Source organism: Acidovorax sp. BL-A-41-H1 (assembly GCF_051942715.1).
In genome coordinates, this window is sequence record NZ_JBPVJQ010000004.1 from 177881 (window position 1) to 198864 (window position 20984).

Here is a 20984-nt window from a genome sequence, read left to right on the forward strand (position 1 = left end):
GATGGGCTGTTCAAGATTGGTCAATCCACACGTTCCGGGAGCGCCCGGGCTGCTGACTTAAATAGGGATGCAGCTACGGGAATGCCCGCGAACTGAACCGCCCCGGGTTTCGAGGAGGCTCAACACTCTGAGAGGATTGAGCCATGAAGAAGACGAACAAGTTCTCGCCTGAGGTGCGTGAGCGCGCAGTGAGGATGGTGCAGGAGCAGCGCGGGGAGTACCCTTCACTGTGGGCCGCCATCGAGTCCATCGCCGCCAAGATTGGCTGCGTGCCACAGACACTGAACGAATGGGTCAAACGCGCCGAAGTTGATGCAGGTACGCGAGAAGGTGTCACCACGGCCGAAGCCCAACGGGTCAAGGAGCTGGAACGCGAGGTCAAAGAATTGCGCCGGGCCAACGAGATATTGAAGCTGGCCAGCGCGTTTTTCGCCCAGGCGGAGCTCGACCGCCGGTTGAAGTGATGTACCGGTTCGTGGACGAACACCGCGAAGTCCACGGGGTCGAGCCGATGTGCAGGCTGCTGCAGATCGCCCCGTCGGCCTATCGCAGGCATGCAGCCCGGTTGCGCGACACCGGCCTGCTCAGCCACAGGGCCCGGCGCGATGCGGTGTTGATGCCGACCATCGAGCGGGTGTGGAACGCCAACTTGCAGGTCTACGGCGCCGACAAGGTGTGGATGCAGCTGAACCGCGAGGGCGAGGTCGTTGCTCGGTGCACGGTCGAGCGCCTGATGAAGCGAATGGGGCTGCAGGGTGTCAGACGCGGTAAGGTGATTCGCACGACCATCAGTGACCGTAAGGCACTGTGCCCGCTGGACAAGGTGAATCGGCAGTTCCATGCACAGCGGCCGAACCAGCTGTGGGTCTCGGACTTCACCTATGTCTCTACCTGGCAGGGCTGGCTCTATGTGGCATTCGTCGTTGACGTCTTCGCCAGGCGCATCGTGGGCTGGCGCGTGAGCACATCGATGACCACGGACTTCGTTCTCGATGCTCTGGAGCAAGCGCTGTACGAGCGGCAACCCGAGCGCGACAGCAGCCTCATTCACCACTCGGATCGCGGCTCGCAGTACGTTTCGATTCGGTACTCGGAACGCTTGGCAGAGGCAGGGGTCGAGCCGTCTGTGGGCAGCAAAGGCGACAGCTACGACAACGCCCTGGCCGAGACGATCAACGGCCTGTACAAGGCCGAGGTGATCCACCGACGGACTTGGAAGACCCGCGAGGCAGTCGAGCTCGCCACGCTGACGTGGGTCTCGTGGTTCAACAACCATCGTCTGATGGGGCCGCTGGGCTACATCCCGCCTGCTGAAGCTGAGGCAAACTACTACCGCCAACTCGTCGAGCAATCAGCTGCAGTGGCATGAGCACTTAAACCAAACAGCCTCCGCGAAACCCGGGGCGGTTCAAACTACGTGTGCGTCTTCGAGAGCCAGACGAAAGACTGTGGGCGCGCCGAGCGACGCGTTCACGCCGCCTTAGCTCGGCATCGGACCGGCAAGTGGGGGCAAGAGTTCTTCGAAGTGGACTTGAGTCTCGCAATTGAGGTTATTGAGCGTGAGTGCTATTCAACTGACTCAACTCAGCCAGTGAGCGCAAATCTTCAGCGCGAGGCGACTCTTGGTGATTTCAAACCGGCAAAACCTACGAGCCACGACTCAGCTTCTAATACTCATACATCAAGGGCAAGGTACCCGAGTACACGCGACTCGACGCTCTTATCGAGCGAACGCATGGACTCAGCCACAAGTAAACGCGGGGTCCGCTGGTTCACCGTGCTTCTCGTCGTATGGGGCCTAGTTGCCATAGTTCGCGCTCTATCTAAGACCTAATTCAAGTCAACGACCTGCCATGAGGCCTATCCCCTCGGTCGAGGCGATGCCCAACGTCAACTCGAATGTGAAGTGAAGCGTCCGCTTTTACTCGCGGTGATCGACTGCCACCCGCAGAGCGACACCCCTCACCCCTGCCCCAAAAACTTCTTCAAATTCCCCGCCGCCGTACTCCGCACCTTGCGCCTCAGTGACGGCGACCAGCCCAGCAGCAGCCCCGGCGCCCCCAGTGCCTGCCGCGCCCAGCGCCAGAAGCTGAAGCGGTCGCGGTGCGTGGCGATCAGGCCTTCGGGGGTGAAGGTGAAGCTGCCATCAATGATGTTGTGTACCTTGCGCCCCGTGGCGCTGAAGAGGTAGTGCGCTTCCCAGTGGGCTTTGCCGCCCGTGGCGTCGGCGTCGATGCCACTGAACTCCAGCTTCCAGTGCTCGCGCGCGCCAGGCTTTTGCGTGGCGGTGCACAGCATGCGCCACATGCCCGCCACTTGCTCGCGGCCTTTCAGGGAAAAGGCTTCGTCTTCAAAGGTTGCGTCGGGCGCGTAGCAGGCCGCCATGGTGGCGTGGTCCAGCTGGCTGAAGGCGGTGTAGAAGCGTTGCAGGGTTTGGGCGTTGGGGTGCATGGGGTGTAGCGTGGTGATGAAAAGGGTGGCGCAATGGCGGTGTCAGCGCATGAAGGCGCGCAGCGCCTGGGCCGTTTCATCGGGCAACTGTTCGGGAATGAAGTGTCCGGCCGGCACGGCCTGACCCGTCACGCGGCCGCTGCACTGGGCCTGCCACAGTGCCAGCGGTTCAAAAAGCCGCTGCACCACACCCTGCGCGCCCCACAGCACCAGCGTGTCGCAAGCGATCTTGTCGCCCTGCGCGCGGCTGGCGCGGTCGTGCTCCAGGTCGATGCCGGCACTGGCGCGGTAGTCCTCGCAGGCGGTGTGGATGGCTTCGGGCGTGCAAAAGCAGCGCTCGTATTCGGTCAGCGCCTGGGGCTCGATGTGGGCCAGGCCCGCGCTGCCCCAGCCGCCCAGCTTGGCGTGCAGGTAGGCCAGCGCGTTGCCCCCGATCATGGTCTCGGGCAGGGGCGCGGGCTGGATCAGGTGGAACCAGTGGTAATAGGCGCGCGCAAAGTCCATGTCGGTGCGCGCGTACATGTCGAGCGTGGGGGCGATGTCGATCACGCATAGCTTCTTCACGCGCGCGGCATGGTCCAGCGCCAGGCGGTGTGCCACGCGGCCGCCCCGGTCGTGGCCGCACAGGGCAAAGCGCTCGTGGCCCAGGGCGGTCATCACCTCGGCCATGTCTTGTGCCATGGCGCGTTTGCTGTAGTTGCTGTGGTCGGGCAGACCGGGTGCGTGCGATGAATCGCCATAGCCGCGCAGGTCTGGCATCACCAGAAAGAAGTCCTGGGCCAGCTGCTGCGCCACGCGGTGCCACATCACATGCGTTTGCGGAAACCCGTGCAGCAACAACAACGGCGGGGCACCCGCGGCGCCGCCGGTGCGCACAAAGATGTCGGCGCCCGATGTGGCGATGCGCTGGGCCGTGAAACCGTCGAACCAGGGGGATGCAGTGGTCATGGATGCATTCGTTGATGAAAGGCAGGGGTTTCGGGCTTGGGGCCCGGCCAGCAGTGGTCAGGCCGTCAGCCAGCCCAGCAGGCGCTGCAGCGCATAGCGCACCGTGGCGGCGCGCACCGTGGCACGGTCGCCCGCAAAGTGCTGCATCTCGGTGTGCGTCTGCCCGCCCACGCACCAGCCGAACCACACCGTGCCCACGGGTTTGGCAGCGCTGCCGCCCGTGGGGCCAGCCACGCCGGTCACTGCCAGGCTGATGTGGGCCTGCGAATGGGTGATGGCGCCGTCGGCCATGGCGCGCACGACCTCTTCGCTCACGGCACCGTGCTGTTCGATGAGGGCGGCGGGCACGCCCAGCATGTCGGTCTTGGCGGCGTTGGAGTAGCTCACAAAGCCACGGTCAAACCACTGGCTGGAGCCCGCGATGTCGGTGCAGGCCGCGGCGATCATGCCGCCGGTGCAGCTTTCGGCCGTGGCCAGACGGTGTCCGTGCTGCATCAAAATCAGTGAAATCTGGGTCAGATTGGCCTCTAGCGCTTCTGTATCAAACGCTTGCAGCTCACTTTTTGATAGCGATGTGACGGTCATCAGAATCTCCAGAAGGCAATGACGAGCAGGGTGCAAAAGGCTGCCACAAAGTCGTCAAACAAGATACCCCAGCCACCGCGCCAGCCGAACCCCTTGAACAGGCTGTCGGCCCAGGCCACCGGCCCGGGCTTGGCGGCATCAAAAAACCGGAACAGCGCAAACGCCACAATTTGCCCCCAAAGCCCCATGGGCATGGCCAGCCACAGTACCAGCCAGAAGGCCACCACCTCGTCCCACACGATGCTGCCGGGGTCGGCCACGCGCATGTTGCGTGCGGCGGTCGTGCAAGCCCACCAGCCCACCAGTGTGCTGGCGGCAATCACCAAGCCCATGGAGGCGGGCGATATCCACTGCTGCATGACCAGGAACGCCAGCCACGCCCACAGCGTGCCCACGGTGCCAGGCGCCATCGGCGACAGCCCGGCACCGAACCCTAGCGCAATGAGGTGGGCCGGGTGGGCCAGCAGAAACCGGACGCCCGGGCGTCCGGGCCTGCGGGGCGCGGCGGAGGGCATGTGAGCAGAAGACGCGTTCATTTCATCCATGGCGCGATTGTCGGGGCTGGCTGCCCGGGCAGCGCCGGCCGGGGCGACGGCGCCGTGTGCAAGCTGCACTGAAGCCGGGGGACATTGCCAAACCACCGGGCATGAAAAAGGCCCACCGCCGTGATCGGCGTGGGCCTGGCCAGGCAGCTCTGCAGGGCATGGCCGCGCGGCCATCGCCTCTGCAGCGCAGCTGCAAATCCGGTGTGCTTACTTCTTCTTGCACTCGGCCTTGGTTTCGTTTTCTTTCTTGCTGCAGTCCACTTTCTTGTCATCCATTTTGCCGCCGCCGTGGCTACCGGCCATGGCAGGAGTGGCAGCAAGGACGAAAGCGGCGGCGATGGCGGAGATCAGAGTTTTCATGGTTCACCTCGTTGGAAAGCGGTTACGCGAAAAACAAAGCAGAATGCCCGTAACCTGACACCCCGAGCGGAGATTAACGCTTTGTCATCAAATTTGCTGCTTCGCCCAAAGCCCTGCGGTTTCACTAAGGTATCGGGCTTTGCTGGTTCCAGCGCATGGGTGCGGCACGCGGCGCTGGCCTGTGCCGCGGCGGTTTCCTGCGGCTTTGTCCAAGCCCAGCCCCGCTTTCAGCCGCCCGCCGGTCAGGTGGTGTTGCCCGCATCGCTGCATGCCCTCGGCGGCCAGTCGGCCGCCCTGCGCGAAGCCGACAAGGCGCGCCGCGCGGCCCCCGGCGACATCGACAAGGCGCTGGACTATGCCCGCGCCGTCTTCGTGCTGGGGCTCACTGAAGGCGATTTGCGCTGGTACGGCGCTGCCCGGGCCGCGCTTGCGCCCTGGTGGGATGCCACGGCCTTGCCCGCCCGGGGCCACTACCTGCGCGGCCTGGTGCGGCAGGGCTTCCACGACTTTGCGGGCGGGCTACAGGACATCAATGCCGCCATCGCGCTCGACCCGGCGCAGCCCGAGTTCTGGTCGTGGCGGTTTTCTCTGCACCTGCTGGCTTCCGACATGACCGCCGCCGCGGCCGATTGCGCCGAGATCGCGCAGCGCTTCGGGGCGGATGAGGGCAATGCCTGCCGTGCCACGCTGCTCTACCGCACCGGCCGCGCGGCCGAGGCCCTGCCGCTGTTTGATGCGCTGGTGCGCAAGACTGACTACCAGGGGGAACTGACCCAGGGCTGGCTGCGCTTCCACCAGGGCGAGGCCTTGCGCGTGGCGGGCCAGCCCGACCGGGCCGCGCAGGTGTGGGAGCAGCACCTGCAGGCCTACCCTCGCGCGCACGGCGTGCGGCTGGCGCTGGCCGAGTTGTACAACGAGCAGCGCCAGCCCGATCGCGCGCGCCGCGTGGCCAGCGTCAAGTCGCCCTCCGATGCGCTGCTGGTGCAGTCGCTGCTGGCCAGCCGCGCGCTGAACGATGGCGAGGCCGAGCGCCTGGCGGCGCTGGTCGAAGGCCGCATGGCAGTGCAGGCCGAGCGTGGCGAGGCCATGATCGAACGCCCGCAGATGGTGTACTACATCCGCACCGGGCGTGACCTTGCGCGGGGCCTGGCGCTCGCGTCACAAAACTGGCGCGAGCAAAACGAACCTGCCGACGCCGTGCTGCTGCTGGAGGCCGCGCTGCAACTGAACCAGCCCGCCGCCGGCGAGCCCGTGCTGCGCTGGATGGCCGCCACCGGCTACACCGACCCGGTGCTCGCGCCGCTGGCCGGCAAGCTGCAGGCGCAGCTCAAGGGGGCACGATGACACGCTGTCGCCGCACTCCCGCCCGGATCCCCATGCCGACGCTGACCTTGCCACTGCCGTTCCAAGCCCTCACCGGTCACCGTAAGCCTCACTCCAGCCTGAGCGGCTGGATGGCTCTGCTGGCGGCCTGCCTGCTCTGGTGGTGCGCCGCCAGCCCGGCGCTGGCGCATTCCAGCAGCAACAGCTTTCTGGCGCTGTCGGCCCGCGATGGTGCGCTGGTGCTGCGCGCCGACGTGCATCTGCGCGACATTGACCTGCAGTTTGACTTGGACCGCGACCGCAACGGCGAGGTCACCTGGGCCGAAGTGGCCGAACGGCAGGGCGAACTGCAAGCGTGGCTCACGGCCGGCATCACGCTCACGGCGGGCGGCAAGGCGTGCGCGCTGGCGCCGGTCGATGTGCTCGCCAGTCAGCGATCCGACGGCATCTACCTGAGTGCTGAATGGACGCTGCCCGACTGCGCGCGCGCGCTGGATGCCGGGCAGGGCCCGCTGGCGCTGCGCTACGGCCTCATCTTTGCGCAGGACAGCCTGCACCGCGCCTTGCTGCGCGTGGATGTGCCCGCGCTGCAGACCAGCGCCATGCTCAGCCCCGAGCAACCCGAGGCGCAGTTGCAGGCCGGCGGCGGGTCGGCCCTGCAGGTGCTGCAGCGCTATGTGGTCGACGGCGTGTGGCACATCTGGATCGGCATCGACCACATCCTGTTTCTGCTGAGCCTGCTGGTGCTGGCGCCGCTGGTGCCCTCGCGGCAGCGCGTGACGCGCTGGGCGCCTGAGGCCTCGTTCCGTACCGTGTTCCTGCAGGTGCTGGCGGTGGTCACGGCCTTTACGGTGGCGCATTCGATCACGCTCATCGCCTCGGTGATGGGCTGGCTCAACCCGCCCGCCCACCTGATCGAGCCGGTGATTGCCCTGTCGGTAGTGCTGGCCGCGCTCAACAACCTGCTGGGCTTCTGGGCGTTCACGCGCTGGCGGCTGGCGTTTGCCTTTGGCCTGATCCACGGCTTTGGTTTTGCCAACGTGCTGCTCGACCTGGGCCTGCCCGCACGCGACTTGGCGGTGGCGCTGGGCGGTTTCAATGTGGGGGTGGAGCTGGGCCAGCTCGCCATCGTGCTGGTGTTTCTGCCGCTGGCCTGGGCCTTGCGCCGCACGGCGTTCTACCGCGTGGTGGTGGTGGCGGGCGGGTCGCTGGCCATTGCGGTCATCGGCACGTGGTGGATACTGGACCGCATGGGGCTTTTGTAAGCCCTTGGTACCTTGGCCGCGCATCGCATCGCATCGCATCGCATCGCATCGCACTGCGCGGCGGCTACAGCACCTGCGGCACCTCTGCCGCCAAAAAGTCATACACCGCCCGAATCCTGCGGCTGGTGCGGATCTCGCGGTGCACCGTGAGCCAGATGGGCAGTTCGGGCAGGGGCAGCATGGGCAGCACCGGCACCACGTCTGGGTCGGTGCGGGCCATGTAGGTGGCCACAAAGCCGATGCCCAGCCCGGCGCGCACAGCGGCCCAGTAGGCCATGAGGTTGTCGGTGCGAAACGCAAAGTGCCCGCGTTCGACCGGGTAGCCCATGGTGGCAAAGCCCTGCAGGATTTCCTCGTTGCGGTCCCCGCCAATCAGTTCGTGCTGCAGCAGCTCGGGCGGCTGGCGCGGGGTGCCCTTGCGGCGCAGGTAGTCGCGGTGGCCAAAGGCGCCCAGCTTCACGCTGCCGATGCGCTTGGCGACCAGGCTGGCCTGGTCCGGGCGCACCATGCGCAGGGCGATGTCGGCCTCGCGGCGCAGCAGGTTGGTGACCTCGTTGCTGGCGACCAGTTCGACCTGCACGTCGGGCAGCGCCTGCCGCATGCGCGCCAGCACGGGCGGCAGCAGCACGCAGGCCACGGGTTCGCTGGCGGTGATGCGCACGCTGCCGCTGATGGCGGTTTCTGCACCTGACACGCTGCGCGCCAGCTGGTGCGCGCCGGCCTCCATGGCGCGGGCAGATTCCGCCAAACGCAGGGCGCTGGCCGTGGGCAGCAGGCCGCGACCCGTGCGCTCGAACAGCACCACGCCCAGCTGCGATTCCAGCTCTGCGATGTGGCGGCCGATGGTGGGCTGGCTGGCATCGAGCACGCGCGCCGCGCCGAGCAGGCTGCCCTGGTCCAGCGCGGCCAGGAACGAGCGCACCAGGCCCCAGTCGAAGTTCTGTTTCATGACAACGCTTGCGGTGTGGTGGGTGCCGATTCTGCGGGCAAGGAGCTATTCATAAATGCATTTCTGCTATGGCGAGTTAGGCAATTGTGTTGTGTGGCGGCTGTTTCCACAATCGCTCCATTCACTTTTGCAACGGAGCCCGCCATGTCCCCCCACCGCTTTGCCGACGCAGCCCCTGCCGCTCCTTCCACCGTGCTGGTGCTGGGCGCCCGGGGCCGGTTCGGGCTTGCTGCCGTGCGGGCGTTTGCCCAGGCCGGGTGGCAGGTGGTAGCGCAGGTGCGGCCCGGCGCGCAAGGGGTGCCCGCCATCCCTGGCGTGTGGTGGCTGCAGGCCGATGTGCACAACGCAGCGGCGCTGGCGGCCCAGGCCCATGGCGCGCAGGTGGTGGTGCATGCACTGAACCCGGCCTACACGCACAAGGCCTGGCGCGACGAAGCGCCCGCCCTGATGGATGCTGCCATTGCCGTAGCCCGCCAGCTGCGCGCCACGCTCATGCTGCCAGGCAATGTGTACAACTACGGGCAGGGCATGCCTGCGGTGCTGTACGAAGGCACGCCCCAGCAGCCCACCACGCCCATGGGTGCCATGCGCGTACAGCTGGAGCAGCGCCTGCATGCCGCCACGCGTGATGGCGTGATGCGCGCCGTGGTGCTGCGCGCGGGCAACTTCTTTGGCAGTGGCACCGGCAGCTGGCTCGACCAGGCCATTGCCAAAGACCTGCCCCACGGCCGCGTGACCTGGCCCGGCCCGCAGCAGGCCATGACGCCCTGGGCGTACCTGCCCGACCTGGCTGCGGCGCTGGTGCAGGTGGCGCAGCACCGGCACCGGCTGGCCCCTTTCGACAGCTTGCATTTCGCGGGCCATGCCGTCACCGCGCAACCGTGGCTGCAGGCCCTGGGCGATGAAGCGGTGGCGCGCGGCTGGCTGCCTCCGGGGCGCGCGCTGCGCGTGCGGTCTTTGCCGTGGCCGCTGCTGCGCCTGGCGGGCCTGGCCGTGCCGACGCTGGCTGCGCTGGCATCCATGCGCTACCTGTGGACCACGCCGCACCAGCTCGACAACAGCCGCTTGTGCGCCCTGATCGGGCCCGAGCCGCACACGCCGTTTGCGCAGGCTGTGCACCAGTCGCTGGACGACATGGGGTGGCCACGGCGCGTGGCCGTTCGCACGGTGTCTGCCTGATTCCGCACTGATCGCGGCCGCATCCCCTTCATCGCTTTTGCACCACCCCCACGACAGGGCCACCGGCCCGAGGAGCTTTTCATGAACCGTCGAAACTTCATCCGCCTGGCTGGCGGCGGTACCGTCATCGCTGCATCGGCCGCCTCGCTGTCGGCCTGCGGCGCGTTCAGTGGCGAATATCCGCCCGCTGCGGTCGAAGCCTGGCGTGGCCCCGGCGAGCTGGGCGACCCGCGCAAGCGTGCGCTGGCCTATGCCATCACCGCGCCCAACCCGCACAACCTGCAGCCCTGGGTGGCCGACCTGCGCGTGCCGGGCCGCATCACCATCACCACCGACCCGCAGCGCGTGCTGCCGCAGACCGATCCGTTCGGCCGCCAGATCCTGATTGGCCACGGCGCATTTCTGGAGCTGCTGGTGATGGCGCTGGCACAAGAGGGGTTGCAGAGCGAGGTGCGCCTGTGGCCCGAGGGCGAACTGCCCGGTGACCTCAAGGGCTGGAGCGAGCGGCCCGTGGCAGTGCTGCAGCTGTCGTCCGGCGGCAAACCTGACCCGCTGTTTTCGCAGGTGCTCCAGCGCCGCACGCCCAAGTCCGATTACGACACCACCCGCCCCGTGGCGCCCGACACGCTGGCGACCCTGCTGCGTGACACGGCCCCGGCGCTGCCCGGCCTGCGCACCGGTGGCACGGTGGATGCCGCCCGGCTGCCCGCCCTGCGCACGCTGTGCTGGGAGTCCGCCAAGGTCGAGCTGCTCACGCCACGCACGATGATGGAGAGCATCCACCTCACCCGGGTGGGCCCGGCCGAGATCCTGCAGCACCGCGACGGTATCTCGTTGAACTCACCGTTCATTCGGGCTGTGACGGCGCTGGGCATGTTTGACCGCACGGCCCCACCGGCCGAGGGCAGCGCGGCCTACAAGAGCGCGATGGACCGCTTCGAGGGCCACAGCCGCACGGCCATGGGCTTTGTGTGGATCACCGGCGGCAACACGCGCAGCGACCAGATCAATGCGGGCCGTGCCTATGTGCGGATGCAGCTGCAGTCCACCGCGCTGGGCGTGGGCGTGCACCCCATGAGCCAGGCGGCGCAGGAGTTTTCCGAAATGGCGCCGCACTACCAGCAGTTGCACCAGCTGGTGCTGGGCAAGCCCGCGCCGCGCGCTGCGGGCGACGAAACCGTGCAGATGTTCTGCCGCATTGGCTACCCTCAGGGCGCGGTGCCTGCCACGCCGCGCCGGCCGCTGGCGCAGTTTGTACGGGCCTGAAGTCCGCTAGTAGCCCGTCCGTGCCTGTACCGCATGCCGGCGGGTAACGCCGCAGCACCGGCGGTCACGCAAAGTGGTTGAACGATGCGTAGCGATGGGGCACCGGCGCGCCAGTCGCATCCACCAGCTGCAGCCCGGGCTGGGCGAGCACGGTGCCGATGCGGGTCACTGGCGTGGAACTGGCCTGGGCGGCTGCGGCCACAGCGTCACGCCGCTCGGGCGGCGCGGTGAAGGTCAGCTCGTAGTCGTCGCCGCCCGACAGGGTGCACTGGCGGACCATTTCTAGGTCAAATCGGGCAGAGGCCCACGAATCGTTTGCCTGTTGCGCTATCAAAAGTGAAGCAAAATGCGTATCGATGCGCGCACCTGCCCCCGATGCCTTGAGGATGTGCGAAAGGTCGCCCAACAGCCCGTCGCTCACATCCATGGCACTGCTGGCCACGCCGCGCAGCGCCAGCCCCAGAGCCACGCGGGGTGTGGGGCGCTCCAGCCGCTGGCGGGCGCAAGCCAGCACATCGGCGGGCAGGGTGATGTGGCCCAGCAGGGCTTCCAGCGCCAGCCGCGCATCGCCCAGCGTGCCGCTCACGTAGATGTCGTCCCCCGGCTGGGCGCCGCTGCGCAGCAGGGCCTGGCCGGCGGGCACCTCGCCGAACACGGTGATGCAGATGTTGAGCGGGCCCTGCGTGGTGTCGCCGCCTATCAGCTCGCAGCCGTGTTCGTCCGCCAGGGCCCACAGCCCGCGCGAGAAGCCCGCCAGCCAGATTTCATCCACGCGGGGCAGTGACAGAGCCAGTGTGAAAGCGAGCGGCTTGGCGCCGCACGCCGCCAGGTCCGACAGGTTCACCGCCAGCGCCTTGTGGCCCAGCGCCTCGGGGTCCACGTTGGCAAAAAAGTGGCGGCCTTCCACCAGCATGTCGCTGGAAATGGCCAGCTGCATGCCGGGCGCAGGTGCCAGCAGCGCGCAGTCATCCCCCACGCCCAGGGCAGCCTTGCGCACGGGGCGTGTGAAGTAGCGCGCGATGAGATCGAATTCACCCATGGTGGTGTGCGTGCGTGAGTGCGTTGGTGTGTGGTGCGAAGGCGGTGAGAACGGGGCTTTCACACGCTGTGTTCCTGATCGGCAAAGCACCGGGCCCAGTGGTCGATGCAGGCCTGTATTTTGGGGAGCCGGTGGCGGCGGGTGAGCGTGATGGCATGGAGGGGGCTGGGCTGCAGTTCCACGCACTGTGCCAGCACGGGTGCCAGCAAACCTTGGCGGACAAGGGGTTCAGCCACCAGCGTGGCGAGCCGCGCAATTCCTAACCCTTGCAGCGCCATGCGCGCGGTGATGGCCGTGCTACCCGAGCGCCAGTGCCCCTCTGCTGCGAATACATGCGTGCCACCGTCGAGTTGGAAAGGCCAGTGGTTCAGAAACGTCGCTGTGGTGTTGGTGATGAGCCGGTGCCGGTGCAGATCGTCAGGGTGCTCGGGCAGGCCGTGCGCCTGCAGGTAGCCCGGCGTGGCATACAGGCCGCGCGCCAGGGTGCCCAGCGGGCGAGCCACCACGGTGTCGGTCTGCGGCGGGCCGGTGCGGATGGCGATGTCGATGCCGCCCTGCACCATGTCGGCCAGGCGGTCGTCCACCAGCAGTTCCACGCGCAGCAGCGGATATTGCTGCTGAAGGCTGTCGAGGCTGGGTATCAGCAGATGCTCGGCCACCACCGCGCTGCAGGCCACGCGCACCCAGCCCGCTGGCTGGCCGCTGTGGCTGGCGAATTCGCCTTCCAGCTCGTCGAGCGTGCCGGTAATGCGGCGGCAATAGTCCAGAAACGTCTGCCCTTCGGCCGTGAGTGCCAAGCCATGGGTGGAACGGTGCAGCAGGCGCGCGCCGCAGGCTTTCTCGATGCGCGCCAGCGTGCGCGAAACCTGGCTCACCGGCGCGTCGCGCTCGCGCGCCACCGCCGAGAGCGAGCCCAGGTCGGCCACGCGTGCGAACAGGTGCATGTCTTCAAAGCGGATCTCGCGCATGCGGCGATGGTAAGGGCCGCGCGCTTGCGGAAACAGCAAAACGGTCTTGCACAGCGGGCCGTTTCCGCGAAGTGCGGCGCTGCCTACAGTGGCGGCCAGCCCTGCAGACGGCCTGCATTGCCGCAGGCGGCGGGGCTGAACGATGCGCTGGAGCGCCATTCCCCTTGATTACCCCTGACCTACCCTGGAGCCCAAACGATGCCCACCCTGATCCTGAAAATCACGCCACCGCAAGATGCGCAGCGCTGCCAAAAGCTGGCCAGCGCTCTCACCGACCTGACCGTGAAGCACCTGGGCAAGCGCCGCGCCGTGACGGCGGTGGTGGTCGAAGCACTGCCTGCCGGGCGCTGGTACATCGGCGGCGCGCTGCCGGTGCAGCCCACGGCGATGCTGGAGATCAGCATCACGCAGGGCACGAATACGTCTGATCAGAAGGCCGCTTTCATCCAGGCAGCCTTTGCCGAGCTGCAGCACCAGCTGGCCGCCGGCAGCACGCTGGCCGAAGCCAGCTATGTGTTGGTGCGTGAGCTGCCCGCCAGCGACTGGGGCTATGGCGGGCTGACGCAGCAGGCGCGCAAACAGGCGCTAGCTGCGTAGGCGCACGGTATCGCCGATCAGGCCGTGGCGCCCCGAAACCGCTGCGCCGCCTGGCGGCTGACTTCCGCCAGCAGCTGCTCTTCGCTTTGCCGCTGCCGCAGCCAGCGCGCGTCGTTCTGCCCTGCCTCGACCTCGGTGCGCAGCATGTGCATGGCGCTGGCCGAGCCCTGCATGGCGGCATGCGTGGCAATGCGGTCCATGGTGCGCAGGATGTGTTCGCGCAGGGGCATGTGGTCGCCCGTGGCCGGGTCTACATACACGGCATCCATGCCAAAGCGGCAGGCCTGGAAGCGGTTGTAGGTGTAGACGAGGTAATCGTCTTCCTCGGGCATGAAGGGCTGGTCGGCCAAAAACCAGGCGCCCAGCGCCTGCACGTAGCCGGCCAGCGCGGCAGCGCGTTCGATGGTGAGCGGGGTGTCGAACACGCGGATCTCGATGGTGCCGAACTCGGGCTTGGGGCGGATGTCCCAGTAAAAATCCTTCATGCTCTTGACCACGCCAGTGCGCGTCATCTTGTCGAAGTACACCGTGAAGTCGTCCCACGTCAACGCCATGGGCGCGCGGCCCGACAGCGGGAATGCGAACACCGAGTTCAGCCGCGCCGAATCAAAGGCGGTGTCCTGCCCCTGCACGTAGGGGCTTGATGCCGACAGCGCAATGAAGTGCGGGATGTAGCGGCTCATGCGGTGCAGCATCAACAGCGCGGCATTGGCATCCGGGCAGCCGATGTGCACGTGCTGGCCGAAGATGGTGAACTGCTTGGAGAGATAACCGTACAGTTCCGACAGCTCGCGAAAGCGGGGCTTGTCGTAGATGCGCCGCTCGTGCCACTGCTGGAAGGGGTGCGTGCCGCCACCGACCACGGCGATGTTGAGCTTGTCGGCGCTTTTGACCAGCGCATCGCGGATGGGCGTGAGCTGGCCCAGCACCTCGCTGCTGGAGTGACAGATGCCCGTGGATATCTCGATCATGCTGTTCGTCATCTCGGGCACCACGCTGCCGGGCAGCGGGGTTTTCTGCATGAGGCGCAGCATGTCCTCGGCATACGGCGCCAGGTCGTAATCGTTGGTATTGACGAGCTGCAGCTCCAGCTCCACGCCCAGCGTCAGCGGTTCGGAATGGTTGAAGGCTTCAAGACTCACGGGGGTTGTCTCCGTTGTGGCCGCGGGTCAGCGGTGCCCAGGGTTTCGAGCTCTCGCCCGCACGGTAAATGGCCACGGTGGCAATCACCGCGCCCAGCACTTCCATCAGCAAGATTGCCGGTAGCGCCACGCCGGCAATCACATGGCCGGTGGCGGGTGATGCCAGCACGAACTGCGAGGCAATCAGCAGTGCGATGGACGACATCGGCGTCATCGCACAGCCCACCCAGAAAGCCTGCTTCCAGCTGGCGCCGCTGCCCACGTTGCCCAGAGCCACGCCCAGGGCCTTGGCCAGCAGGCGTACGGCAATCAGTGCCAGCACCACCCCGGCCACAGGCGCGCTCCAGTCGGCCTGCGCCGCCACGGTGGACACCAGCACAAACATCAGCATGGTCAGCAGCGACGATGCATTGCCCAGTTGCCGCGGCCACGCCCAGGGGCGTGGGTTGAGCTGCTTGAGCAGCATGCCGCCCAGCAGCGCCGCCAGCGGGGCCGAGCCGCCCATGTGCGCAGCCACGGCCGTGCCCGCGGCGACCAGCGCCAGGAACAGCATGGAGGTGTTCTCGCTCGTCGGACTCATGAAGCGCAGGGCCATGCGCAGCACCAAGGCCAGCACGGCGGCAATGACGATGGAGACCCCCAGCACCACCACCACGGGGTACACGGTTTCCATCAGCGTCACGCTCTGCCGGTTGATGAGTTCGGCCTTGGCGCTGCCCAGCGTGAGTGCGTACAGCGTGGACAGCGTGGTGAGCACGATGGCGCGCTCTGTCACCGGGCCGGCGGCGCGGGTGTCGTTGACCACCCGCGTCAGCACCGCGGGCGATGCGGCCAGGGCCACCAGCGCCAGCGGGCCAGCGGCCTGCGCGGGCAGCTGCAGCCACACCAGCACCCAGTACACGGCAAAGTAGGTCAGTACCGATTCGGCAATGCTCTGCACCAGCACCATCGGGTTGTGGCGGAACCAGCGCAGCGGAATGCGCCCGCCACATTCAAACAGCACCAGGGCAATGCCCAGTTCCAGCAGGAACAGGCCGATGCCCTGCAGCGGCCACACGGCCCCGCTGAACCCGGCGAGGCCTGCGGCCGTGCCCACCAGCGAGTAGCCCAGTACCTTGGGCAGGCCCGTGTGGCGCTGCGTCAGGTAGCCGGCCATGGCGGCCACCGCCAGCAGCAGCGACCATTGCACCGTGGGCAGCCCGGCCGAGGGCCGCAGCCATTGCGCCCAGAAGCTCAGGATTTCGTTCATTGGAATGGAACCTCGTATCAGACGGGCTGGCGCCCGTTGGGATTGGCAGGCAGCGCCCGGCCTTCGCAAGAAGGCGGCGTTGCCGGTTGCGCCCAAATTTACAGGTTCAAACACAGCACCCCTGTAGGACAGGGGCGTGGTTTTTCCGCTCAGTGTGCAGGGGTATCCGGCGCGTTGCGCGCGGGAACAAAGAATGACAGGGGCGCGATGCGCATGCGCCGGCGGATGGCTGCGTAGAGTTCTGATCGCTGCACGCCGCTCACGCTGTGCGCCCGCAGTGCCACGCTGAACGCTAGATAAAAGCTCACCGACACGTTGAGCACGCCCAGCAGTGGCAGCGTGGCCACAGCCCACCAGAAGGCCGGCATGTGCAGCGCTTCCATGCCCAGCGATGCCGCGGCCGCGCCCATCTGCCCGGTCGACAGCGTGACGTGGCGCACATCGAGACCCAGCCCGAAGAAGGCGGCAATCGGCGGCACCAGTCCAAGCATGAAGCCCAGCGAGATGTTGGCCGCAAAGCCCGAGATGTTCTCGCGCAGAAAGCGCGCCCAGCGGGCCGCACGCGGCGCACCCAGCAGGCGGGTGATGCGCGGGTTGTAGTGGATGGCCGAATCAAGCCGGTTCAGCACGAACCAGTTTTCCGTCCAGCCCGCGATGATGCTTGACGAGAACAGCAGCACGCCCGTGAAGGCCGCAAAGAGCACGGAGGGGCCCAGCAGGTGCAGCGACTCCAGCACATGCTCGGCCGTGTGGTGGCTGATTGCCGGCCGGTCCAGCGCCAGCGCCATCAGGAGCGACAGGCCCAGCACTGCGGGGAACACCACCAGCACATTGCCCAGCACGGCGGCCACCTGCGAGCGCACCAGGTGGGTGACTTCGTCCACAAACGACTCCACAGCACCGCTGGTGTTCAGGTCCTTGAGCTTGGCGGCCATGGCTGGTGCGGTCATCGCGGGCTGCTTGGTGGCCACCGTGAAGTGCAGCAGCTGGATCAGCACGAACGACACCGCGTAGTTCACACCCGCCCAGAAGCCCCCCCAGAAGGCCGACAGCGCCAGCGTGTACAACCCGAACTTCGCCAGCGTGGTCAGTGCCATCAGGGCGCCGCCGCCAGCGGATTTGCGGAGCATTTCGCGGTATTGGGCGCCGTTGCGGGTGATGTAGTGCTCGCCCGTCTCGGCACTGCGTTCGGCCACCTTGGCGGCCAGCAGCGACGAGTTGGAGGCCATCAGCGCGCGCAGGCTGCGGCGTTCCTGGCCGACCATCACCAGGTGCGACATCAGCAGGGCTGCGGTGACCGCAGGCTGGGGCGACAGCAGGCAGTCCAGCAGTTCGCGCACGCGCAGGATGCGTTCGCGCAGTTGCCGCAGCCGGAACACCAGGCCGACCGAAATGCCGTTGTCTTCAAAGTGCGTGTACACAGTGGCAGCGGCAGCGCGGCAGGCTTCCAGCCGCTCGCGCAGGCGCTGGGCCGCCTCGTTGAGCCGGTCGGGCGTGCGCAGGGCGTGCAGCACCTCCACGCGCAGGCTTTCCACATCGCGGATCAGGGCATGAAATGGCTGCCCTTCGCGCGTGGTCTCGCTCATGCGCAGGCGCAGCTCGGGTGCAAAGCCGGTCGACAGGATCTGGCCCGCGCAGTAGGTGATGGCGTCGAGCAGCGCCCGGTGCCACAGCGTTGCCCCGCCTGCGCTGGCGGCTTCGTTCGGCAGGGCAGGGGGCGACAGCAGGGTGACAAGCTGGTGGAGCTGCGCCTCGGACATGGCCACCAGCCACTGCGCGTCAAAGGCGGTGGGCAGCGCCAGCATGAACAGCTCGGACGCGTCGATGGTTTCGGGGCTGCCGGGCAGCAGCTTCATGCGCAGCCGCTCGGCGATTTCGCTGACCAGTGCTGTGCGGGGGGCAAAGCCGAAGTCGGCCAGCAGCGTGGTGATGTCCACATGGTCCACCAGCGTGGCCCACCAGGCCTGCAGGCGCTGTTGCAGCTCGGGCCGCGCCTGGACGACGTCGAGAAAAAGCTGCACGCGTGCAATGCACTCGGGCACCGATTCCCGTGGGCCCCGCACCCAGTCGAGCAGATGGATGAGCCACAAGTGGCGGTGCGCCAGCCCCGCATCAGGGTCCAGCCGTGCCAGCAGATCGGTCAGCTGGTCTTGCGGTGCAAGGCGCCGGCTCAATGCAGCACCCGGCCGGTCATGGGTTCGCCCGAGGGCCCGTGGCTCAGCGCCTCCAGCACAAACAGGGTTACCGGCGCGGTAAACGGTACGCCTTCCTCGGTCACGCAGTGAAAGGTGCCGTGCATGGTGCCGCTGGCCGTGCGCAGCCGGCAGCCACTGGTGTACTGGAAGGACTCGCCCGGTTTGAGCAGCGGCTGGTGGCCTACCACGCCCAGGCCCTTGACCTGTTCCGTGTGGCCGTGCGAGTCGCTGATGATCCAGTGACGCGAGATCAGCTGCGCCGGGCCGTCACCTACATTGGTGATGGTGATGGTGTACGCGAAGCTGAAAACCCCGGTTTCGGGGGATGACTGGTCGGGCAGGTATTCGGGCACCACCTGCACGTCGAACTGGTTCTTGGGCATGTCTCGAATGGTAACCGTGGCGGCACTTTTGTCGCGTATGCCCCCAGGCCGCCAACCCCCAACCGGCGCGCTTTGAGACAATCGGGGGATGAGCCGTATCTACCAAATCGCCCCTTCCATCCTTTCCGCCGACTTTGCCCGCCTGGGCGAAGAGGTGCGCAATGTCATTGCCGCTGGCGCCGACTGGATCCATTTCGACGTGATGGACAACCATTACGTGCCCAACCTGACCTTTGGGCCCATGGTGTGCCAGGCACTCAAGCCCCATGCCAAGACGCCCGACGGCAAGGCCGTTCCCATTGATGTGCACCTGATGATCCAGCCCGTGGACGCCCTGGCCGCTGCGTTTGCAGATGCGGGTGCCGACTACATCAGCTTCCACCCCGACGCATCGGGCCACGTGCACCGCAGCATCCAGGCGATCCGCGCCAAGGGCGTCAAGCCCGGCCTGGTGTTCAACCCCGCCGAGCCGCTGGATGTGCTGGACTGGGTGATCGATGACATCGACCTCATCCTGATCATGAGCGTGAACCCGGGCTTTGGTGGCCAGAGCTTTATCGACTCTGCGCTGCGCAAGATCGAGGCGGTACGCAAGCGCATCGACGCGAGCGGCAAGGACATCCGACTGGAAGTGGATGGCGGCATCAAGACCGACAACATCCGCCGCGTGGCGGATGCTGGGGCGGATACGTTCGTGGCCGGCAGCGCCATTTTCGGCAAGCCCGACTACCGCGGCGTGATCGACGCGATGCGGGCCCAGCTGGCGGGCTAAGACCAAGAAACGCAAGGTCCTCCCGGCCGGGCATGCAGGCGCGGCGGCCTCCGGCGGGGTTATTGCGGAACCGTCACCGTGGTGGTGGATTCGCGCAACACGCCACCGCCCGGAACCGAGCCGCTGGCAGGCGCGTTCTGTACGCGGCGCACGCATTCGGCCTGTTCGGCCGCATCCTTGAACACAGTACAGCGTTGCGTGGCCGCGTCACCGCCCGCCGCGCTGGTGAGCTGGCCCCTGCGTGACGCATCGAGCGCCGCACCGGCCTCGCGCAGACAGGTTGCCTGGCTGTCCTGCGTATTGCTGGTCATGCACTTTTGGCGCTCCTGGGCATAGCGCTCCTCGGCGGTGGATCCGGCGGTTGTCTGGGAAACCGCTGCGAAGGGTGCGAGCAGTGCTGCAGCGGCAAGCGCAGGGGCGGCGAGGCGGATGGCAATCTTCATGGGTGGAACTCCTGATGTAACGGGCGTCAACGGTTGCCCGCAGCGTAGACCGCCAGGGAACGCTTGCGCGTCGGACGGAGCGGACGGCTAACGTCGTCCCCTGGCGCCGACATCGCTTGGCGCACGGTTCAGGCCGATGCCGCTGTTGTCTCGGCAATGCGCTGGAACAGCGTCAGGCTCTGCGCCACCACCTGGTCCATGTTGTAGTACTTGTACGTGCCCAGTCGGCCGGTAAAGGTCACGCCCGGGGTGCGCTCGGCCAGGTCTTCGTAGCGCCGGTAGAGCGCGGCGTTTTCGGGCGCCGGCACGGGGTAGTACGGGTCGCCCTCATCGGTGGGGTATTCGCGGGTAATGCTGGTCTTGGGGTCGCTCTGGCCCGTGAGGTGCTTGTACTCGGTGATGCGCGTGTACGGCACATCCGGCGACGGGTAGTTGACCACCGCCACCGACTGGTACCAGGGGCGCTGCAGCGTTTCGTGCTCGAAGCGCAAGGACCGGTAGGGAAGTTTGCCAAAGCAGAACCCGAAGTATTCATCCACAGGGCCCGAGTAGATGAGGTGCCCGTAGTCCACCAGGCCCCGCACTTGTGCAAAGTCGGTGTGGGGCAGAAACTCGATGTTCGGGTGGTCGATCATCCGCTTGAACATGCGGGTGTAGCCCAGCAGCGGCATGAACTGGTACTTGTCCTGAAAGTAACGGTCGTCCGTGTCGGTGCGTGTGGGCACGCGCGAGGTCACGGCCTTGTCGAGCTCCGACGCATCGCGGCCCCACTGCTTGCGTGTGTAGCCTTCAAAGAACTTGCGGTACAGCTCTTCGCCCACCTGGCTCACGACGACGTCGCGCGACGTGGCGATGGTCTCCAGTGGTGTGGCACGCTCTGCCAGAAACGCCGCCGCGCCCGCAGGGTCGAGGTTCAGGCCGTACAGGCGGTTCAGGGTCGTGAGGTTGATGGGTATCGGCACCAGCTTGTCATCCACCCGGGCCAGCACGCGGTGCTCGTACGGCCGCCACTGCGTGAACTGCGAGAGATAGTCAAACACCTTGGCGGAATTGGTGTGAAAGATGTGCGGCCCGTAGCGGTGGATCATCACGCCCCCAGCGTCCTGGCAGTCGTAGGCGTTGCCGCCGATGTGGTTGCGGCGGTCAATGATCAGGACCCGCTTGTCCAGCTGGGTGGCCAAGCGCTCGGCCAGCACGCAGCCGGCAAATCCGGCCCCGACGATCAGGTAGTCATAACGGCCTTCGCCTGGCGGCTGGCTGTCGGCAAAAAGGTTGCTGGGTGGCGGCATGGGGGAGTGCTTTCGTTCAGGCGGGTTTGTGGTTGG

At 66.8% G+C, this 20984-nt stretch carries 22 protein-coding genes and 1 other annotated feature; of the genes, 8 read left to right on the forward strand and 14 right to left on the reverse strand.

Going from position 1 to position 20984, the window contains the following annotated elements; genetic code table 11:
• Nucleotides 1-143 precede the first annotated feature (143 nt).
• Together ACTPOI_RS09825 and ACTPOI_RS09830 are read left to right on the forward strand one after the other, a co-directional pair.
• Nucleotides 144-1369, forward strand: a protein-coding gene (locus tag ACTPOI_RS09825; protein WP_440108155.1) for an IS3 family transposase whose coding sequence is annotated in 2 segments (ribosomal slippage) — nt 144-432 and nt 432-1369 — 1227 coding nt in all. Because the reading frame shifts where the segments join, the coding sequence is not laid out codon by codon here.
• Nucleotides 422-538, forward strand: a sequence feature (AL1L pseudoknot). (Overlaps the previous gene by 117 nt.)
• A 48-nt stretch (nt 1370-1417) precedes the next feature.
• Nucleotides 1418-1834, forward strand: coding sequence for a GIY-YIG nuclease family protein (locus tag ACTPOI_RS09830; RefSeq protein WP_440108444.1), 417 nt, complete (start codon nt 1418-1420; stop codon nt 1832-1834).
• Between the two features lie 128 nt (nt 1835-1962).
• On the opposite strand, the gene ACTPOI_RS09835 is transcribed toward ACTPOI_RS09830, so the two are convergent.
• The 5 genes from ACTPOI_RS09835 to ACTPOI_RS09855 all read right to left on the reverse strand — a co-directional run bounded on the left by ACTPOI_RS09835 (nt 1963) and on the right by ACTPOI_RS09855 (nt 4889).
• On the reverse strand, nt 1963-2451 hold the full coding sequence (locus tag ACTPOI_RS09835) for a nuclear transport factor 2 family protein (protein ID WP_440108445.1): 489 nt from the start codon (nt 2449-2451) through the stop codon (nt 1963-1965).
• Between the two features lie 42 nt (nt 2452-2493).
• Nucleotides 2494-3399, reverse strand: coding sequence for an alpha/beta fold hydrolase (locus ACTPOI_RS09840; protein WP_440108446.1), 906 nt, complete (start codon nt 3397-3399; stop codon nt 2494-2496).
• 57 nt (nt 3400-3456) lie between these two features.
• The gene (locus tag ACTPOI_RS09845) at nt 3457-3984 is read right to left on the reverse strand and encodes a CinA family protein (protein ID WP_440108447.1); all 528 of its coding nucleotides are present in this window, start codon (nt 3982-3984) and stop codon (nt 3457-3459) included.
• Nucleotides 3984-4499, reverse strand: a complete 516-nt coding sequence (locus ACTPOI_RS09850) for a phosphatidylglycerophosphatase A family protein (RefSeq protein ID WP_440108775.1) — start codon at nt 4497-4499, stop codon at nt 3984-3986. The genes ACTPOI_RS09845 and ACTPOI_RS09850 overlap by 1 nt, the downstream gene beginning before the upstream one ends.
• 237 nt (nt 4500-4736) lie before the next feature.
• Nucleotides 4737-4889 (reverse strand): hypothetical protein, encoded by a 153-nt coding sequence (locus ACTPOI_RS09855; RefSeq protein WP_291515906.1) that lies wholly within the window; start codon nt 4887-4889, stop codon nt 4737-4739.
• Between the two features lie 252 nt (nt 4890-5141).
• On the opposite strand from ACTPOI_RS09855, the gene ACTPOI_RS09860 reads away from it, so the two are divergent.
• Both ACTPOI_RS09860 and ACTPOI_RS09865 read left to right on the forward strand, forming a co-directional pair.
• Nucleotides 5142-6233, forward strand: a complete 1092-nt coding sequence (locus ACTPOI_RS09860) for a hypothetical protein (RefSeq protein WP_440108448.1) — start codon at nt 5142-5144, stop codon at nt 6231-6233.
• A 32-nt stretch (nt 6234-6265) separates the two neighbouring features.
• A complete protein-coding gene (locus ACTPOI_RS09865) occupies nt 6266-7477 on the forward strand; it encodes a HupE/UreJ family protein (RefSeq protein ID WP_440108449.1) in 1212 nt (403 codons plus the stop codon).
• A gap of 64 nt (nt 7478-7541) precedes the next feature.
• Here ACTPOI_RS09865 and ACTPOI_RS09870 read toward each other — a convergent pair whose 3' ends face one another.
• Entirely contained in the window at nt 7542-8426 is an 885-nt protein-coding gene (locus ACTPOI_RS09870; protein WP_440108450.1) for a LysR family transcriptional regulator, read from the reverse strand.
• A gap of 144 nt (nt 8427-8570) precedes the next feature.
• Between ACTPOI_RS09870 and ACTPOI_RS09875 the strand changes: the two genes are divergently transcribed.
• Both ACTPOI_RS09875 and ACTPOI_RS09880 read left to right on the forward strand, forming a co-directional pair.
• Nucleotides 8571-9605 (forward strand): NAD-dependent epimerase/dehydratase family protein, encoded by a 1035-nt coding sequence (locus ACTPOI_RS09875; protein WP_440108451.1) that lies wholly within the window; start codon nt 8571-8573, stop codon nt 9603-9605.
• Between the two features lie 81 nt (nt 9606-9686).
• Nucleotides 9687-10871, forward strand: a complete 1185-nt coding sequence (locus ACTPOI_RS09880; protein ID WP_440108452.1) for an Acg family FMN-binding oxidoreductase — start codon at nt 9687-9689, stop codon at nt 10869-10871.
• 64 nt (nt 10872-10935) lie between these two features.
• Here ACTPOI_RS09880 and thiL read toward each other — a convergent pair whose 3' ends face one another.
• Both thiL and ACTPOI_RS09890 read right to left on the reverse strand, forming a co-directional pair.
• A complete protein-coding gene (gene thiL / locus ACTPOI_RS09885; protein ID WP_440108453.1) occupies nt 10936-11910 on the reverse strand; it encodes a thiamine-phosphate kinase in 975 nt (324 codons plus the stop codon).
• A 59-nt stretch (nt 11911-11969) separates the two neighbouring features.
• Nucleotides 11970-12878: a LysR family transcriptional regulator gene (locus tag ACTPOI_RS09890; protein WP_440108454.1), complete on the reverse strand. Its 909-nt coding sequence runs from the start codon at nt 12876-12878 to the stop codon at nt 11970-11972.
• Between the two features lie 198 nt (nt 12879-13076).
• Between ACTPOI_RS09890 and ACTPOI_RS09895 the strand changes: the two genes are divergently transcribed.
• Nucleotides 13077-13475 (forward strand): tautomerase family protein, encoded by a 399-nt coding sequence (locus ACTPOI_RS09895; protein ID WP_440108455.1) that lies wholly within the window; start codon nt 13077-13079, stop codon nt 13473-13475.
• Nucleotides 13476-13492: 17 nt separating this feature from the next.
• Here ACTPOI_RS09895 and ACTPOI_RS09900 read toward each other — a convergent pair whose 3' ends face one another.
• The 4 genes from ACTPOI_RS09900 to apaG all read right to left on the reverse strand — a co-directional run bounded on the left by ACTPOI_RS09900 (nt 13493) and on the right by apaG (nt 18444).
• On the reverse strand, nt 13493-14617 hold the full coding sequence (locus ACTPOI_RS09900; protein WP_440108456.1) for a YbdK family carboxylate-amine ligase: 1125 nt from the start codon (nt 14615-14617) through the stop codon (nt 13493-13495).
• Complete coding sequence (locus tag ACTPOI_RS09905; protein WP_440108457.1) at nt 14607-15866, reverse strand: cation:proton antiporter; 1260 nt, start codon at nt 15864-15866, stop codon at nt 14607-14609. The genes ACTPOI_RS09900 and ACTPOI_RS09905 overlap by 11 nt, the downstream gene beginning before the upstream one ends.
• 149 nt (nt 15867-16015) lie before the next feature.
• The gene (locus ACTPOI_RS09910) at nt 16016-18040 is read right to left on the reverse strand and encodes a site-specific recombinase (RefSeq protein WP_440108458.1); all 2025 of its coding nucleotides are present in this window, start codon (nt 18038-18040) and stop codon (nt 16016-16018) included.
• A complete protein-coding gene (gene apaG, locus ACTPOI_RS09915; protein WP_440108459.1) occupies nt 18037-18444 on the reverse strand; it encodes a Co2+/Mg2+ efflux protein ApaG in 408 nt (135 codons plus the stop codon). The genes ACTPOI_RS09910 and apaG overlap by 4 nt, the downstream gene beginning before the upstream one ends.
• Before the next feature lie 88 nt (nt 18445-18532).
• Here apaG and rpe point away from each other — a divergent pair, with 88 nt between their 5' ends.
• Nucleotides 18533-19216: a ribulose-phosphate 3-epimerase gene (gene rpe / locus ACTPOI_RS09920; protein WP_440108460.1), complete on the forward strand. Its 684-nt coding sequence runs from the start codon at nt 18533-18535 to the stop codon at nt 19214-19216.
• Nucleotides 19217-19275: 59 nt separating this feature from the next.
• On the opposite strand, the gene ACTPOI_RS09925 is transcribed toward rpe, so the two are convergent.
• Nucleotides 19276-19659, reverse strand: coding sequence for a hypothetical protein (locus ACTPOI_RS09925; RefSeq protein ID WP_440108461.1), 384 nt, complete (start codon nt 19657-19659; stop codon nt 19276-19278).
• A 128-nt stretch (nt 19660-19787) separates the two neighbouring features.
• Nucleotides 19788-20948, reverse strand: coding sequence for a UDP-galactopyranose mutase (gene glf / locus ACTPOI_RS09930; RefSeq protein ID WP_440108462.1), 1161 nt, complete (start codon nt 20946-20948; stop codon nt 19788-19790).
• Nucleotides 20949-20984: the final 36 nt, after the last annotated feature.